Below are 16446 nucleotides of genomic sequence, written 5' to 3'. Positions count from 1 at the left end.
GTCGGCGACGGCAGGCCGGACTGTGGACGGACCAGACCACGACCGAGGGGAACCCGCCATGACCACCATCACCGCACCCGACACCAGTGCCTTCGAGGCGCTCGACGCGTCCCTGACGGGCGACGTCGTCGTCCCGGAGTCGCCCGAGTACGACGCCGCGCGACGCGTCTGGAACGGCGAGGTCGACCGTCGCCCGGCCGCCATCGCCCGGTGCCGGGGGGTGGCGGACGTGATGGCCGCCGTCCGGCACGCCCGCGACCACGACCTGCCGGCGTCCGTCCGCGGCGGAGGACACGCGGTCGCGGGGCACGCCGTGCTCGACGACGGGCTGGTCATCGACCTGTCCGGGATGACCGGCGCGCGGGTCGACCCGGTGGCGCGCACCGTCCAGCTCGAGGGCGGCGCCCTCAACGCCCACCTCGACCGGGAGACCCAGGCCTTCGGGCTGGCCGCGACCGGGGGCTTCGTGAGCCACACGGGGGCCGTCGGGCTCACCCTCGGCGGAGGGATCGGCCACCTGATGCGCAGGCTCGGCCTGGCGGTCGACGCGGTGCGCGGAGCCGACGTCGTCACCGCCGACGGGACCTTCGTCCGGGCCAGCGCCGAGGAGAACCCCGACCTGTTCTGGGCGCTGCGCGGTGGAGGCGGCAACTTCGGCGTCGTCACCAGCCTGACGATGGACCTGCAGCCGCTCGGCCCGCAGGTCCTGGCCGGGCTGGTCGCCTGGCCGGCCGCCCAGGCGGACGCCGTGCTCGCCTTCATGCGCGACTTCGTGGCCGACGCCCCCGACGAGCTCGGGCTGATGGCCAACCTGCGGCTCGCGCCGCCGCTGCCGCTCTTCCCACCGGAGGTGCAGGGCACGCCGATCATCGCGTTGGTCGTGACGTGGTCGGGCGACATCGAGGCCGGCGAGCGCTTCCTGCGGCCGCTGCGCGCCTTCGGCACCCCGGTCGCGGACGCGATCACCACCAAGGCCTACACCGCCCACCAGAAGATGCTCGACGCCGCGGTGCCGCACGGGCGGCACTACTACTGGAAGTCGCACCGGCTCGGCCCGCTCACCGGGGAGGTCATCGACGTCATCTGCACCCACCTGGGGAGCATCACCTCACCGATGAGCTCGGTGCCGATCTTCTGCTTCGGCGGGGCGATGGCGCGGGTGCCCGAGGACGCCACCGCCTTCCCGCACCGCGACGCCGCGCACGACATCAACATCGTGGCGTCGTGGCTGCCCGAGCAGGCCGGGGAGTCGGACCGGCACCGCGCGTGGGTCCGGGGCTTCTTCGACGCCCTCGCTCCCCACTCCCGCGGCGTCTACGTCAACTTCACCTCCGACGACGCGCAGTCCCGGGTGCGCGAGGCCTACAGCCCGACGCAGTGGGACCGGCTGCGAGCGGCCAAGACGGTCTGGGACCCGACCAACTTCTTCGACCGCAACGCCAACATCCCGCCCGCCTGAGCCCGGTCCGAGGGCCGCGGCGGTGGCCTACTGGGTCGGCTTCGCGCACCGGAAGGGCGGCTTGGATCCACCCTGGTGGTACTCGTGCTCCGCACCGTCGGCCCGCAGGACGATCCGGGAGCCGGCGACGAGGGCCTGGGTGTAGGCCATCCCGGGCTGGGCGCAGCCGAGGCTGCCGTCCCGCCAGGTGACCTCCTCGACGGAGACGACCTCCACCGCGGCGGGCTCGATGCCGAGGCGGGTGGCCAGGTCGGCCACCGCGACCTCGACCCGACCCGCGGCGGGGGTGGTGGGCGGGCTGGTCGCGGGGCTCGTGGGCTCGCCCTCGCTCGGACTGCTCGACGGGGTCTCCACGGGCGCTCCCTCTCCACGGTCGGACGACGACTCGCCGCACCCGATCGCCAGCGCGGCGACCGCGACGACCACCACGACCCGGGCGGCCGAGGGCAGTGCTCTCGTCACGGCGTACCTCCTGTCGCCAGTATGCGTCGGACACGCGAACGGGGGGCCGGCCACCAGGCCGACCCCCCGCTCGTGATCACGTGCTCACGTCATCGCACGACGCGGAACTTCGCCTTCTCCTTGGACGGGAGCGTGGCGGCGTCGCCCGCGTAGTTGACCCTGACGGTGACCTTGCCGGTCTTCTTATACTTGGGCAGCTTGACCTTGCCCTTGCCGGCGGCGTCGAGGTCGACGGTGACCTTCTTCTTCTTGCCGGCGCCCTTGATCACGACGGTCGCCTCGCCCGACGGCGTGACCTTCGGGGCGGTCACCACGAAGGTGACCTTGCCGCGGCCCTTGCCGACCCTGACCTGCTTGGGCGTCTTGATGACGACGTCGGACTTCACCTTGACCGCCGGCTGGCCGGCGGTCGTGACGACCACGTTGACCGGCGGCGAGGTGCTGCCGAGCGTGCCGGCGTCACCGGAGTAGCGCGCGATCACCGGGTAGGTGCCCGCGGCTGCCGGACCGGTCAGCGTCGCCGTGGCGACACCGGTCGCACCGACCGGGGCCGTCGTGGCCACCGCGCCGTTGACCAGGAACTCGACCGTGCCGGTCGCCGGGGTCTCGCCCGCCGTGAAGACGGTCGCCTTCGCGGTCATGGTCCCACCGGAGGCGACGGTGGTCGGGTTGATCGCCAGCGCGGTCTGCGAGCGCTCCTTGGTGCCACCGACGGTGACGCTGGCGGAGGCCTCCGCCGGCTTGGCACCGGCGTTGGAGGTCGTGTGGTCGGCCGTGTTGGTCAGCACCTGGCGGTTGTGGACACCCTCGCCCACGGTCGCCTGGTAGGTGAACGACACCGGGTCGCCCAGCGGGTCCTCGTACGTCGCGCAGACCACGGCGCCGTCGGTGATGACGTCGCTGGCGTCGCCGGCGTTGACCAGCGTGTCGGCGGCGTCACCGGCGGCGTTCTCCGTGCCGATGGTGACGTTGTCGAGCGGACCGGTCACGTTGTCGTAGGCGAAGACCAGGTCGTTGCTCCCGGCGATCGCGAAGACCTCCATGTCGTAGGACCCCGCCTCCTCGTCGACGTCACCCCAGAGCCGGATGTTGTCGAACTCGATGACCTTGAGGTCGCCCGCCTGGGCGATCGACACACCGTGGTTGGCGGCCTGGTCGTAGAAGATCTCCATGTCCTGCCACAGCATGGCCGCGACGTTGTTGGGCGCCGCCGGGTCCGGCAGGGTCTGGTTGACCCACGGCTCACCGTCGTAGTTGGTGGCGGCGTCGTAGACGAGGAACCCGTCGTCGGTGAACGTCAGGCCCTGGTACTGGTTGCCCAGGAACCCGAAGCTCGACGAGGTGAAGGCGTTGAACGTCTTCGTGTCACCGGAGACGGCCGCGACCGTCTTGATGCCCAGCGACTCGAGGTCGACGTACTCCGTGTCACCGAAGGGGGTGACGCAGGTGTCGTCGGTCGCCGCCGTGGTGAAGGTGTAGGAACCCTCGTCGCCGGCCGTGGTCGGGAGCGTGCTGCTCCAGGACACGGTGTTGCCCGACGCGGTGGCGCCTCCGGTGGCCGACCCCTCGACGTACGTCATGCCCGCGGGGAGCGTGTCGGTGATCGAGTAGGTCTGGTCCTCCGGCGTGACGTTGGGCTGGACCGTGACGGTGTAGGTGACCACGTCACCCGGGGCCGCGGTCGCGACGTCCGCCGTCTTGGTCACGTCGTCCGCGACGCGGTGGACCGTCACCGGGATGACGCCGATGTTGCCGGCGTTGCCGGGACCGGTGCCGAGCGAGAGGGAGCCCTGCCAGGTCTGGCCGGCCTCCATGTCGGACTCGTCCCAGAAGGTGCGGAGCGAGAACGGCTCACCGGCCGCGATCGCGCCGGCCGGGCCCTGGGCGCTGAGGTTGCCCTCGTCGCCCGCGACCACGGCGGTCACCAGGTCGGTGGTGTCGGTGCCACCGGCCGTGCTGGCCTCCCAGTTCTGGACCAGCACCCAGTAGGTGCCGGCCGTCGGGTCGGCGATCTCGCACTTCTCGGCCGAGCCACCGCTGGCGCTCGTGCAGAGCACGTTGGCCTCGGAGACGTCCCCGGTCCCGACGTACAGGTCGAAGTCGGGGGCGGTCGGGTTCTCGAGACGGGCCAGCATGCGCGTCGCGCCCGCGGGCACCACCACGTTGGTGACGACGGCGCCGTCACCGTTGAAGGCGTCGGTGTTGGTGCCGTCCTCCGGGATGGAGAGCGCCGTGCGCTTCTCGGGGACCAGGCCCGAGGCGCTGATCTGGAGCTGCGAGACGTCGGCGGCCTTGAGGCCGTCGGTGACCTGCGAGCCGGCGTCACGACGGGTCGTGATGTCGACCGCCGAGGGCAGCACGCCGTTGGACGGCAGGACCGCGATCGGCAGGTGTGCCACGGAGGCCTCCGAGCCGGCGGGCGGCGTCAGCACCAGGGTGCCGAACAGCCACTCGTCGGTCGGGGCACCGGCCACATCGGCCGTGACCGTGACGTCGGCGGACTCGCCGGCGGCCACGGTGAAGCTGGCCTGGTCGAGGCTCAGGGTGAGGCCGTCGGAGAGGTTCTCCACGGCGGCCGTCCAGGTGCCCGCACCAGTCGAGGTCGCCTCGAGCGAGCGCGTCCACGAGCAGGTCGCGAGGCACTCGTTGTCGGCCATGCTCGCGGTGTTGAGGTCGCGCACGTCGCCACCCTTGGCGGGGTCCGCGGCGACGTACTCGGCGGGGGTGACGTCGAGGACGAGGCCGGCCTTGGAGGCCTTGGTCAGGTCGACGCGGCCAGAGCCCATGTCGAACCAGTCGGCCTCGGTGCCGTCGTTGTCCTCGATGTCGCGGACCGCGGTGGTCATCAGCGCGGACTGCGCCTCGGCCGGGGTCCAGCCGTCGTTGGCACCCTTGAGCAGGGCCAGCGCACCCGCGGTGTGCGGGCTCGCCATCGACGTGCCGGAGATGAAGCCCCACTTGGTCTCGTTGTCGACGCCCTCACCCGCGAGGATGTCGACGCCGGGGGCGGAGAGCGAGGGGCTGATCATCGAGACGGCGCGGTTGGCGCCGCGGCTCGAGAAGGCCGCCATGATGTCGGCGACGTCGTCACCGATGTGGCGCAGGCCGCCGGAGAGGGAGGCCTCCTCGCCGGTCACGGTGCCCATCCAGGCCCGCAGCGACTGGGCCGCGGCGTAGGTGATGTGCACGGCCGCCAGCTCGTGCGGGTCGGCGTTCAGCGAGTCGCCGCTGGCCTCGTCGTTGGCGAGGATCATGCCCTCGGCACCGAGGTCGGCGACGACGCCACCCTTCTCGACACGACCGGTGTTGCCGCGCGTGCAGATGATGATCTGACCGCTCAGGTCCTCGCCGGCCAGCTCCTCGGCCAGGCACTGGGGGCTGCCCAGCGCCGTGGCGTCCACGATCGGGTAGGAGCCGTCGGTCGCCTTGGCGAAGGCCACGCCCGCGATGTCGGGCAGGGTCGCCCCACCGTCGGCGGTGATGCCCTGGACCTTGGCCTGCCACTGGCGGTTGTGCTGGGTGGCGCCCACGGAGGTGATCCACGGGACGTCGGCGGGGCTGCCGACGGTCTCGGCGCCCGGACCGTCGTTGCCGGCCGAGGTGGCGACGTGGATGCCCGCGGCACGCGCGTTGAGGAAGCCGACCGCGTCCGGGTCGCTCCACGGTGCCGACGCCGCGGCGCTGCCGATGGAGTAGTTGATGACGTCGACGCCGTCGGTGATCGACTGGTCGATGGCCGCGGTGATCGCGGAGATCGAGCAGCCGCCGTCGCACACGTCGTACGCGATCAGGTTGGCGTGCGGTGCGACGCCCTTGATCTTCTCGGTGGTGGAGAACTCGAACTCGGTGCCCTCGGCGGCGTACGTCGTCGCGTCGACCTGGTTGCCGACCGACGTGCTGGCCGTGTGGGTGCCGTGGCCGTCGTCGTCGTAGGTGCTGCCGTCATCGGTGAAGTTCCAGTAGCCGACCAGCTTGTCGTTGCAGCCCCAGTTGACGACGTAGACGTCGCTGTCGGGGTCGCACATGCCGACGTAGTTGCCGGAGCCGAACGGGTTGGTGTGGTCGTAGCCGTCGCCGCCGTCCGCCTCGGACACGCTGTCGGCGAAGGACGGGTTGGCGGGGTTGATGCCGCTGTCGAGGACGCCGACGAGCACGCCCTCGCCCTTGGTGCCGACGCCGTCGGCGGTCTCGGAGCCGTCCCAGATGCTGGGGGCACCGATCCACTCGGGGCCGACGTCGGTGGTCAGCTCGCGCTTCTTGTCCACCTGGACCGCGGAGACGCCCTCGATGCGCGAGACCTTGAGGGCCTGCGCACGGGTCAGCTCGACCGCGATGCCGTTGATGGCGTCGGTGTAGGTGTAGCGGACGTCGAGCGGAGTGCGCGTGATCGCGCGGATCGAGGCCTTGAGGTCGGCCTGGGCGTCGACGAGCTCGGCGCGGTAGGCGCTCTCACCGCCGGCCTTCTGCAGGCTCCGGTCGCTGCTCTTGACCGCGCGGGCCGGAACGGCCGCCGCCTCGAGCTGGACGATGTAGAGCTCGGAGCCGGCCTTGGTGCCGAGCTCGAGGACGGTCCCCTTGTCGAGGGCCTTGCCCGGGCTGGCGGTGGCCGCCTCGAGCTCGGGTGTGTCTTGGTCTGCCGACCACGCGGGCGGCGCCACGGTGGCCACGAGGCCGGCGACGGCCACGGTGGCGATCGTTCTACGGATCACGAATTCTCCGATTTCGATCGGGCACGCAAAAGCAGGCCCGGGAATGAATGAGTTGCGCTGAATTAGATTTGCCGCAGGACTTCCTGTCAACGGGTAGGACAGTCAAAGTCCTCGCGGGTTTTGAATCGTGACCCGAATGCGTCGGCTCCTTCACCTGTTCACCGCCCCAGGGGTGGCCCCTCGGTGGCCCCGTAGGCCGCGCCACAACTGGCGGCGTACGACATCTCGCGAGGTGCAGCCGGTGCAGCTGGCGGCGTACGACATCTTCCTCAGGAATCCCTGCGTCTTCCGCCGCCAGTTGTCGTCGCGGCCCTAGGGTCCTCGGCGTGAGGTGGGTGCTCGTCGTCCTGGCGCTCGTGGTCGCGGGCGCCGTCGCACTGTCCCTGACCGGCGGTCGCGACGAGTCGTGCCCGGGAGCGTCGTCGGGACGGCCGGCCCGCTCTACGACGAGTCGTACGCCGGCGAGGCCAGCCCCGACGCAGCCCTCGGGACCACGCTGGACGAGGCCGTCGACGTGACGCAGGAGCGGGGCACCGCGACGCGCTTCGAGACGGTGATGTTCCGCGGCTACGACGCGGACGACGAGCTCGTCGGCCTGGTGGTCGTCGAGCACAGGGGTCGCGGGTGGTTCCGGGGCCGGAGCGAGACCTGCGACCGGACCTGACCCGCGTCGACGTCCGCTCAGTACGACTTCGGCAGTCCCAGGCTGTGCATCGCCACGAAGTTGAGGATCATCTCCCGGCTCACCGGCGCGATCCGGCCGGCACGCGTAGCGACGAGCAGGCCGGCCATGCCGTACTCCTGGCTGATCCCGTTGCCCCCGTGCGTCTGCACGGCGCGGTCGGCGGCGTCGCAGGCGGCCTCGGCGGCGGCGTACTTGGCCATGTTGGCGGCCTCGCCGGCCCCCATGTCGTCGCCGGCGTCGTAGAGCGCCGCGGCCTTCTGATTCATCAGCCGGGCCAGCTCGATCTCGATGTGCGACTGCGCCAGCGGGTGGGCGATCGCCTGGTGGGAGCCGATCGGTGCCTGGAAGACCACCCGCTCCTTGGCGTACGCCGCGGCCTTGCCGAGGGCGAAGCGCGCCAGCCCGGTCGAGAACGCCGCCGCCATGATGCGCTCGGGGTTGAGGCCGGCGAAGAGCTGGACCAGTCCACCGTCCTCGTCGCCGACGAGCGCGTCCGCGGGCAGCCGGACGTCGTCGATGAACACCTGGAACTGCTTCTCGGGGGAGACGATCTCCATCGGGATCGGGTGCGCCTCGAACCCGTCGGCGTCGGTCGGGACGACGAAGAGGCAGGGCTTGAGCTTGCCGGTGCGGGCGTCCTCGGTGCGCGCGACGACCAGCACGTTGTCGGCCTCGTCGATGCCGGAGATCCAGATCTTGCGGCCGTTGAGCACCCAGCCGTCGCCGTCGCGGCGGGCAGTGGTGGTGATGTTGTGCGAGTTGGTGCCGGCGTCCGGCTCGGTGATCGCGAAGGCCATCGTGCCGGTGCCGTCGCAGATGCCGGGGAGCCAGCGCTGCTTCTGCTCCTCGGTCCCGTAACGCGTGATGATGGTGCCGCAGATGGCCGGGCTGACGACCATGAGCAGGAGCGGGCAGCCCTGCGCGGCGAGCTCCTCGCAGACGGCCGCGATGTCGCCGATGCCGCCGCCCCCGCCGCCGTACTCCTCGGGGATGTTGATGCCGAGGTAGCCCGCCTTGCCGATCTCGAGCCACAGCTCGGTGGTCTTCTCGCCGGCACGGGCCTTCTCGGTGAACCAGTCGCGGCCGTACTTGCCGGCCAGCTTGGCGACCTGGGTGCGCAGCTCGCGGCGCTCCTCGGACTCGGTGAACGGGATCTCGGTGGACGTGCTCATGCATTGTCTCCTTCGGGGGATTCCACGGGTGGTTCCACGACGGCGAGGACCTCGCCCGCGGCGACCTGCTGGCCGGTGGTGACGTTGACGGTGACGGTGCCCGCGGACGGGGCGGTGACGGAGTGCTGCATCTTCATGGCCTCGAGGACGAGGACGACGTCGCCCGCGCCGACGTCCTGGCCGTCGGCGACGGCGACCTTGACGACCGTGCCGGGCATCGGGGCGAGGAGGCTGCCGCTGGCCACGGCGTCGGCCGGGTCGGTGAAGCGCGGGACCTCGCGCAGGCCGACGGAACCACCGGGCCCGTCCACCCAGACCTCCCGCGTGCCGGCGGCCGCGCCGGGGGCGATCAGTCCGTCGGCCCGCACGGCGACGCCGTCCACCTCGAGCCGGACGTGGGTGGGTGACACCTCGAGCACGACCATCCCGTCGACCGCGAACCCGTCGCGGGTCCCCCACCACTCGACCGGGTCGTGCCCGTCGAAGGTGGTGCGCTGCGGCTGGCTGACGACGTTGCGCCAGGCCGCGGGGATGCCCTGCTGGACCGTACGCCGCGCCGCGTCGTCGGCGGCCAGCATCAGGGCCCCTGCCACCACCGTCGCCCGGTCGACCTCGACGGCGTCCGTCGGCCGGGACTCCAGCCAGGTCGTCGTCATCCGGGCGGTGGTGAAGACCTCGTCGGTGAGGATCGAGACGAGCTGGTCGCGGTTGGTGGTGATGCCGTGGATCCGCGCACCGCGCAGGGCGCGCACCAGCTGGCGCAACGCCTGGTCGCGGTCGGGCGCCCAGGAGACGACCTTGGCCAGCATGGCGTCGTAGTGCGTCCCGACCTCGTCGTCGGACGCGAAGCCGGAGTCGAGGCGGATGCCGCGGTCGCCGCCGAGACCGAAGGCCACGTCGTGGCCGACCTCCAGCGCCAGCAGGCGACCGCTCTGCGGGGTGTACGTCGCGTCCTCGGCGTAGAGCCGGACCTCGACCGCGTGCCCCGCGCCCTGGAAGACGGTGTCGGGACCGGCGCCCGGCCCGCGCTGCCCGCCGAGCGAGCGACCCTCCGCGACGGCCACCTGCAGCTCGACCAGGTCGACGCCCCAGACGAGCTCGGTCACCGGGTGCTCCACCTGGAGCCGGGTGTTCATCTCGAGGAAGAAGAACCGGTCGGCGGCGGCGTCGTAGAGGAACTCGACGGTGCCCGCACCGCGGTAGCCGATCTGCTGGGCGAGCCGGCTCGCGGCCTCCTCCATGTCGGCGCGGGTGATGACCGGCAGCCCGGGGGCGGGGGTCTCCTCGACCACCTTCTGGTGCCGGCGCTGCACGGTGCAGTCGCGGCAGCCGAGCACGAGCACGCCGGTCTCGCCGTCCTCGAGCTCGTCACAGACCACCTGCACCTCGACGTGGCGTCCCTGCTCGACGTACGGCTCGACGAAGACGGTGCCGTCGCCGAAGGCGGACGCCGCCTCGGCCTGCGCGGCGGCCACCTCGGTGGCGAGGTCCTCGAGACGTCGTACGACGCGCATCCCGCGGCCACCGCCGCCCGCGGACGCCTTGACCAGCAGGGGCAGGTCCGCCTCGGTCGGGTGCTCGGGCGCCTCCAGGGTCGGCACCCCGGCGGCGCGGGCGATCTCCTTGGCGCGGACCTTCGAGCCCATCGCGTCGATGGTCTCGGGCGGCGGACCGACCCAGGTCAGGCCGGCCGCGACGACGGCGCGGGCGAAGTCGGCGTTCTCGGACAGGAAGCCGTAGCCGGGATGGATCGAGTCGGCGCCGGTCCGCCGGGCCGCGTCGAGGATCAGGTCGGACCGTAGGTAGGTGTCGGCGGGGGCGTTGCCGGGGAGCCGGACGGCGACGTCGGCCTCGGCGACGTACGGCAGGCCCGCATCGGCGTCGGAGTGCACGGCGACCGTCTCGATGCCGAGGCGGCGGCAGGTGGCGAAGACCCGGCGGGCGATCTCGCCACGGTTGGCGACGAGGAGTCTGGTGATCATGTCCGGAACACCCCGAACCGGTCGGTGCCGACGACGGGTCTGTTGGCGATCACCGACAGGCAGATGCCCAGCACGGTGCGGGTGTCGCGCGGGTCGATGACGCCGTCGTCGTACAACATCCCGGAGAGCGCGTAGGGCAGGCTCTGCTCCTCGATCATCTGCTCCACCATCGCGCGCATGCCGGCGTCGCCCTCCTCGTCGTAGTCGCGACCCTTGGCCTCGGCGGCCGCGCGCGCGACGATGCTGAGCACGCCGGCGAGCTGCGCCGGGCCCATCACCGCGGACTTGGCGCTCGGCCACGTGAAGAGGAAGCGCGGGTCGAAGGCGCGACCGTTCATGCCGTAGTTTCCGGCGCCGTACGACGCGCCCATCAGGACGCTGATGTGCGGGACCGTGCTGTTGCTGACCGCGTTGATCATCTGCGCGCCGTGCTTGATGATGCCGCCCTGCTCGTACTCCTTGCCGACCATGTAACCGGTGGTGTTGTGCAGGAACAGCAGGGGCGTGTCGACCTGGTTGGCGAGCTGGATGAACTGCGTCGCCTTCTGCGCCTCCTCGGAGAACAGCACGCCCTGGGCGTTGGCCAGGATGCCGACCGGGTGGCCGTGGATCCGCGCCCAGCCGGTGACCAGGCTCGCGCCGTAGAGCGGCTTGAACTCGTCGAAGACCGCGCCGTTGGCCTCGCTGCGGCCGTCGGCGATCCGGGCGATGACCTCGCGGGGGTCGAAGGGCTCCTTGAGGTCGGTGGGGATGAGGTCGAGCAGGCCTTCGGGGTCGGCCTCGGGCTCGGCGTAGGGCCTGGTTTCGAGGCTCGTCGCTGGCGCTCCTCGCACCTCAACCAACGGATCGGTGGTTGAGGTGCGAGCGGAGCGAGCCTCGAAACCGCCGGACACTCCGGCCTTGCGCCAGTTGAGCCGGGCCACGATCCGCCGCCCGATCCGGATGGCGTCGTGCTCGTCCTCGGCGAGGTAGTCGGCCAGGCCGGAGGTGCGGGCGTGCATCTCGGCGCCGCCGAGCGACTCGTCGTCCGACTCCTCGCCGGTCGCCATCTTGACCAGCGGCGGGCCGCCGAGGAACACCTTGGCCTGCTCGCGCACCATCACGGTGTAGTCGGACATCCCGGGCACGTACGCCCCACCCGCGGTCGAGTTGCCGAAGACCAGCGCCACCGTGGGCACCTTGGCCGCCGACGAGCGGGTGATGTCGCGGAAGAGCTTGCCACCGGGGATGAAGATCTCCTTCTGCGTCGGCAGGTCCGCGCCGCCGGACTCGACGAGCGCGACGGTCGGCAGCCCGTTCTCCTCGGCGATCTGCGAGGCGCGGAAGATCTTGCGGACGGTCCAGGGGTTGCTGGCGCCGCCCTTCACGGTCGGGTCGTTGGCGGTGATCATGCACTCGACGCCCTCGATGACCCCGATGCCGGTGACGACCGAGGCGCCGACGGTGAAGTCGGACCCCCAGCCGGCCAGTGGCGAGAGCTCGAGGAACGCACTGCCCGGGTCGACGAGGAGCTCGATGCGCTCGCGGGCCAGCAGCTTGCCCCGGGCGTGGTGGCGCTCGACGTACCGCTCGCCACCGCCGGCCACGGCGACGGCGTGCTGGGCGTCGAGGTCGGCGACCTTGTCGAGCATGGCCTCACGGCGCTCGATCGACACGTCGGTCATGCCTCGACCTCCGTCTCCACGACGGCCTTCATCCGCTCCAGCGTGGTGCGCATCCCGCCCACGTTGGTGCGCGAGCGCAGCGGGCCGAGGACCAGCCAGTAGAGCCGCATCGGCAGTGTGGGCTGGAGCCGGAAGTACTCCGTCACGTCGGTCCCGCCGTCGCGAGGCGCGAGGCGGTAGCCCCAGTTGTTGACCGTCACCGCGTCCGTCCCGACGGAGAACTCGAAGACCTCCTCGGCCTCGCAGGCCGTGACCTGGCACGGAGACCAGTACGTCGGGCCGACGCCGTTTCGCTTGACGTGACCGGCGAAGAAGGCGCCGACCTCGGGGCCGGTCGAGCCGCGGGTCCACTTCGCCTCGAAGGTCTCGGGGCTGAACTCCCCGATCCGCGTCACGTCGCTGACGAGGTCCCAGACCTTCGCGGGCGGGGCGTCCATCCAGACGGTGACCTCGGCGCCGAGGGGGCTGAAGGGGCCCCTCATGTCGAGTACCCCAGCAGTCGGGCCGCAAGATCCGTGAGCACGTCGGTCGCTCCTCCTCCGATGGGCAGGATCCGGGCGTCGCGGTAGTGCCGCTCCACCTCGGACCCGTGCATGTATCCGGTGCCGCCGTGCAGCTGCACCGCTTCGTGGCAGACGTGCGTCGCGCACTCGACGGCCGTCTGCTTGGCCAGCGCGGCCTCGGCGATCACGTTGTCGCCGGCGAGGTGCCGCCCGACGACGTGGTGCGTGTAGGTGCGCGCGACGTCGACCTGCCGGTGCATCTCCACCAGCCGGTGCCGCACGACCTGGTTGGCGATCAGCGGCTTGCCGAAGGTGGTCCGCTCCTTGCAGTACGCCGCCGTCAGCTCGAGGCTGCGGGCGGCGATGCCGTAGGCGTGCACCGCCAGCGCGATCCGCTCGACGACGAACTGCTCGGCGATCTGGTAGAAGCCTGAGTCGAGCTCACCGACGACGTTGGACAGCGGCACCCGCACGTCGACGTACGACAGCTCGGCGGTGTCGCTGCAGTGCCAGCCCATCTTGCTGAGCGCCCGGTCGACGGTGAAGCCGGGCGTGCCCTTGTCGACGACGACCAGCGAGATGCCGGTGTGGCCGGGGCCGCCGGTGCGGACCGCGGTCGTCACGAAGTCGGCGCGTACGCCGCTGGTGATGAAGGTCTTGGCGCCGTTGATGACGAGGTCGTCTCCGTCGACAACACCCCGCGTCATGATGCCGGCGACGTCGGAGCCGCCGCCCGGCTCGGTGACCGCGAGCGAGCCGATGAGCTCACCGGCCAGCGTCGGCCGGACGTAGCGGTCCACGAGGTCGGGGTCGCGGGACGCCGAGATGTGAGGCAGCGCGATGCCGGCGGTGAAGAGCGCCGCCATCAGCCCGCTGGACGCACCGGCGGCGAACATCGCCTCCTGCATGGCCACGCTGTCGGCCAGGTCGCCGCCCGAGCCGCCGACCTCCTCGGGGAAGGCCACGCCGAGCAGCCCGAGCTCGCCAGCCGTGACGTGCAGGGCCCGCGGCACCTCGCCGGCGTCCTCCCAGTCCTGGAGGTGGGGCACGACCTCGCGGCGCACGAACTCCGCGGCGGTCGCCCTCAGGGCATCTCTCTCAGCACTCACAGCAGTCCGTCCTCGGTGCATCGTTGGTTGAGGTGCGAGCGGAGCGAGCCTCGAGACCCGTCACAGCAAGCCGTCCTCGATCGACACGTGTCGCGACCGGACCCACTCGCCCAGCCCCTTGGCCTGCGGGTCGAACCGCGTCGACGCGGCCACCCCGTCGCCGAGCAGGCCGTGGATCACGACGTTGACGCCGCCCAGGTTGGGCAGCAGGTAGCAGTCGACCTCCAGGCCGACCGCCTCCGGCACCAGCTCGCGGATCCGCCGCGGGGTGATCAGCTTGCTCAGCCACTCGACCCGCGCGTCGCGGTGCTCGGAGCCGTCGTGCGCGACCCACAGGCCGAGGTTGGCGTCGCCGCCCTTGTCCCCCGACCGCGCGTGGACGAAGGTGCCCAGCGGCAGCCGGCGGGTGAGCACGTCGGCGGTCGCGGGGTACGGCGACGGGCGGATGCCGATGTCGGGTTCGTAGCCGGCCGTGGCAACGGGCGGGTCCACCACGATCTCCCGGGTCCCGTCGGCGTGGACGACCGTGTGCTCGACCTGCGACCGGTCGACGTACCGCGCTCGGTAGACGCCGTACGGCGTGGGCGGTGACGGCGGAGAGGTGAGGGTGAAGCCGGGGTACGACGCGAGCGCGAGCTCGACGGCCGCGGCCGTGAAGGGCTTGCCGACCGGGGCGGGGTCGGCGTCCTTGACGGTGCAGCGCAGCAGGGTGGAGGCGCCCTGCTCGGTGTCGGCGTCGGTGGCCGGGAGGACGAGCTCGGACCAGGTCGTCTCCTGCGGGGGCCGGGCGGCGAGCGCTGCGGTGAGCTGGTCGCGGACCCAGGCCGCCTTGGCGTCGACGTCGAGGCCGGTGAGCACCAGCTCGACGGAGTTGCGGAAGCCCCCGAGCTCGTTGACGCACACCTTGAGCTGGGGTGGCGGAGCGTCGCCGCGGACGCCGGTGATGGCCACCCGGTCGGGTCCCTGCTGGCTGAGCCGGACCGAGTCGAGGTGGGTGGTGACGTCGGGACCGAGGTAGCGGGTGGACTGGATCTCGTAGACGAGCTGGGCGGTGACGGTGTCGACGGTGACCGCGCCCCCGGTGCCGTCGTGCTTGGTGATGACGCTGGACCCGTCGGCGGCGATCTCGGCCAGCGGGAACCCGAGGGGCCGGTCCCGGTCGGGCAGGCTCAGGAAGCCGCTGAAGTTGCCGCCGGTCGCCTGCGTCCCGCACTCGAGGACGTGGCCGGCGACGACCGCGCCAGCGAGCTCGTCGTACTGCTCGGGCGTCCAGCCGTGGTGCGCGACGGCGGGCCCGACGACCAGCGAGGCGTCGGTGACCCGGCCGGTGACGACCACGTCGGCGCCGGCGCGCAGGGCGGCGGCGATGCCGAGGCCGCCGAGGTAGGCGTTGGCCGTGAGCGCTCCGTCCCAGAGGCCGAGCGGGCGCAGGTCGTCGCCCTCGACGTGGGCGATCGCGGGGTCCAGGCCCAGCCCGCGGGCGACCTCACGGAGGCGGTCGGCGAGGCCGGCGGGGTTGAGCCCACCGGCGTTGGCGACGATCCGCACACCGCGTTCGAGGGCGAGCCCGAGGCAGTCCTCGGCCTGGCGGACGAAGGTGCGGGCGTAGCCGAGCGAGGGGTCCTTCATGGTGTCGCGACCGAGGATGAGCATCGTCAGCTCGGCGAGGTAGTCACCGGTGAGGACGTCGAGCGGCCCTCCCTCCAGCATCTCGCGCATCGCGGTCAGCCGGTCGCCGTAGAAGCCGGAGCAGTTGCCGATCCGCAGCACCTGCGCGGCGTCGGTGGTCGAGGTGTGAGCGGAGCGAGCCTCGAGACTCATCGCGCCGCCCTTCCCTCGCCGGGCGGACCGGCGAAGGCCTGGGCGATGTCGAGCCAGCGGTCGGCTTCGGGCCCGCTGGCGACGAGGTCGGTGTCGGACCGGTGCACCCGCTGGGTGACCAGCCGGCAGAAGTCGACGGCCGACCCGGTCACCGTCTGCGCGGCGTCCTCGGGCCCCCACGTCCAGACGTCGCCGTCGGGAGCGGCCAGGTCGATGCGGAACTCCTCGGCCGGCTTGTCCAGCCCGTGGGTGGCGAAGGCGAAGTTGCGGGTGCGTACGCCGAGGTGGGCGACGTGGCGGATCCGCGTCGACTCCTCCGGCTCGACCCCGAGCGCCTCGTGCACGTCGAGGCCGTGGGCCCACGTCTCCATGAAGCGCGCGGTCGCCATCGAGGTGGGTGACATCGGCGGGCCGAACCACGGCAGCTTCTCGCCGTGCGGGACCTCCGCGAGCGCGGTGGCGAGCTCCTTGCGCCCCCGACGCCATCGGTCGAGGAGGTCGGGGTCGCGGGAGATCTCCAGGGCGCTGGCGTCGACGAAGCCGTCCGGGTCGGCGATGGCGGCGAGCACCACGTCGTCCCACGCGGCCTTGCCCTCCGGCGTACCGGCCCGCGCGGCCAGCGTCGCGACCTCGTCGGTCCACGTCAGGTGGGCGACCTGGGCAGCGACGTCCCACCCGGCAGCCGGGGTCGGCGTGTGCCAGCCCGCGTCGTCGAGGTCGGTGACGAGCGCGTCGAGCCGGTCCCCCTCGGCGGCGAGGTCGGCGAGGACGGTGCGGAGCACGTCGGTCATGCAGCTCTCCTGAGGAGGGTCGGCCGGGGTCGGTCCATGGACTTCCACGCAGGTGCGTGGAGGTCCAGGCTCGCGGACCCGCTGGTGGG

General features: G+C 72.0%; 11 protein-coding genes. 2 read left to right on the top strand and 9 right to left on the bottom strand.

Features of this window, described 5'->3' with window-relative positions; translation table 11 throughout:
- Positions 1–58 precede the first annotated feature (58 nt).
- Complete coding sequence (locus tag ASG88_RS21070; RefSeq protein ID WP_056889419.1) at positions 59–1459, top strand: FAD-binding oxidoreductase; 1401 nt, start codon at positions 59–61, stop codon at positions 1457–1459.
- 27 nt (positions 1460–1486) lie between these two features.
- Here the strand turns inward: ASG88_RS21070 and ASG88_RS21065 are convergent, their stop codons facing one another.
- On the bottom strand, positions 1487–1921 hold the full coding sequence (locus ASG88_RS21065; RefSeq protein WP_157559873.1) for a hypothetical protein: 435 nt from the start codon (positions 1919–1921) through the stop codon (positions 1487–1489).
- Positions 1922–2010: 89 nt separating this feature from the next.
- The gene (locus ASG88_RS21060) at positions 2011–6630 is read right to left on the bottom strand and encodes a S8 family serine peptidase (protein ID WP_157559872.1); all 4620 of its coding nucleotides are present in this window, start codon (positions 6628–6630) and stop codon (positions 2011–2013) included.
- 406 nt (positions 6631–7036) lie between these two features.
- Here ASG88_RS21060 and ASG88_RS21055 point away from each other — a divergent pair, with 406 nt between their 5' ends.
- Positions 7037–7294, top strand: coding sequence for a hypothetical protein (locus ASG88_RS21055; RefSeq protein ID WP_056889416.1), 258 nt, complete (start codon positions 7037–7039; stop codon positions 7292–7294).
- Positions 7295–7311: 17 nt separating this feature from the next.
- Here ASG88_RS21055 and ASG88_RS21050 read toward each other — a convergent pair whose 3' ends face one another.
- From ASG88_RS21050 to ASG88_RS21020, 7 genes are read right to left on the bottom strand one after another with little or no spacing between them, the layout of a single operon-like run.
- Entirely contained in the window at positions 7312–8487 is a 1176-nt protein-coding gene (locus tag ASG88_RS21050) for an acyl-CoA dehydrogenase family protein (protein ID WP_200956537.1), read from the bottom strand.
- The gene (locus ASG88_RS21045; RefSeq protein ID WP_056889415.1) at positions 8484–10469 is read right to left on the bottom strand and encodes a biotin carboxylase N-terminal domain-containing protein; all 1986 of its coding nucleotides are present in this window, start codon (positions 10467–10469) and stop codon (positions 8484–8486) included. The genes ASG88_RS21050 and ASG88_RS21045 overlap by 4 nt, the downstream gene beginning before the upstream one ends.
- Entirely contained in the window at positions 10466–12133 is a 1668-nt protein-coding gene (locus ASG88_RS21040) for an acyl-CoA carboxylase subunit beta (protein ID WP_056889414.1), read from the bottom strand. The genes ASG88_RS21045 and ASG88_RS21040 overlap by 4 nt, the downstream gene beginning before the upstream one ends.
- Positions 12130–12615: an SRPBCC family protein gene (locus ASG88_RS21035; protein ID WP_056889413.1), complete on the bottom strand. Its 486-nt coding sequence runs from the start codon at positions 12613–12615 to the stop codon at positions 12130–12132. Before ASG88_RS21035 ends, ASG88_RS21040 begins: the two co-directional genes overlap by 4 nt.
- On the bottom strand, positions 12612–13745 hold the full coding sequence (locus ASG88_RS21030; protein WP_235534947.1) for an acyl-CoA dehydrogenase family protein: 1134 nt from the start codon (positions 13743–13745) through the stop codon (positions 12612–12614). The genes ASG88_RS21035 and ASG88_RS21030 overlap by 4 nt, the downstream gene beginning before the upstream one ends.
- Positions 13746–13805: 60 nt before the next feature.
- A complete protein-coding gene (locus ASG88_RS21025) occupies positions 13806–15566 on the bottom strand; it encodes an acyclic terpene utilization AtuA family protein (protein WP_200956536.1) in 1761 nt (586 codons plus the stop codon).
- A complete protein-coding gene (locus ASG88_RS21020) occupies positions 15563–16357 on the bottom strand; it encodes a TIGR03084 family metal-binding protein (protein WP_056889411.1) in 795 nt (264 codons plus the stop codon). Before ASG88_RS21020 ends, ASG88_RS21025 begins: the two co-directional genes overlap by 4 nt.
- Positions 16358–16446: the final 89 nt, after the last annotated feature.

Origin of the sequence: Nocardioides sp. Soil777, from assembly GCF_001428425.1 — a bacterium.
Taxonomy (GTDB): domain Bacteria; phylum Actinomycetota; class Actinomycetes; order Propionibacteriales; family Nocardioidaceae; genus Nocardioides; species Nocardioides terrigena.
The sequence above is the reverse complement of the archived record's forward strand: the minus strand, read 5'-3'. Positions and strand labels throughout refer to the sequence as shown.

What these genes read in the sequence shown, in the direction of transcription:
- ASG88_RS21035 (WP_056889413.1), bottom strand. Translation starts at nt 12,615, where the DNA reads ATGAGGGGCCCCTTCAGCCCCCTCGGCGCCGAGGTCACCGTCTGGATG.
- ASG88_RS21040 (WP_056889414.1), bottom strand. Translation starts at nt 12,133, where the DNA reads ATGACCGACGTGTCGATCGAGCGCCGTGAGGCCATGCTCGACAAGGTC.
- ASG88_RS21025 (WP_200956536.1), bottom strand. Translation starts at nt 15,566, where the DNA reads ATGAGTCTCGAGGCTCGCTCCGCTCACACCTCGACCACCGACGCCGCG.
- ASG88_RS21020 (WP_056889411.1), bottom strand. Translation starts at nt 16,357, where the DNA reads ATGACCGACGTGCTCCGCACCGTCCTCGCCGACCTCGCCGCCGAGGGG.
- ASG88_RS21070 (WP_056889419.1), top strand. Translation starts at nt 59, where the DNA reads ATGACCACCATCACCGCACCCGACACCAGTGCCTTCGAGGCGCTCGAC.
- ASG88_RS21045 (WP_056889415.1), bottom strand. Translation starts at nt 10,469, where the DNA reads ATGATCACCAGACTCCTCGTCGCCAACCGTGGCGAGATCGCCCGCCGG.
- ASG88_RS21050 (WP_200956537.1), bottom strand. Translation starts at nt 8,487, where the DNA reads ATGAGCACGTCCACCGAGATCCCGTTCACCGAGTCCGAGGAGCGCCGC.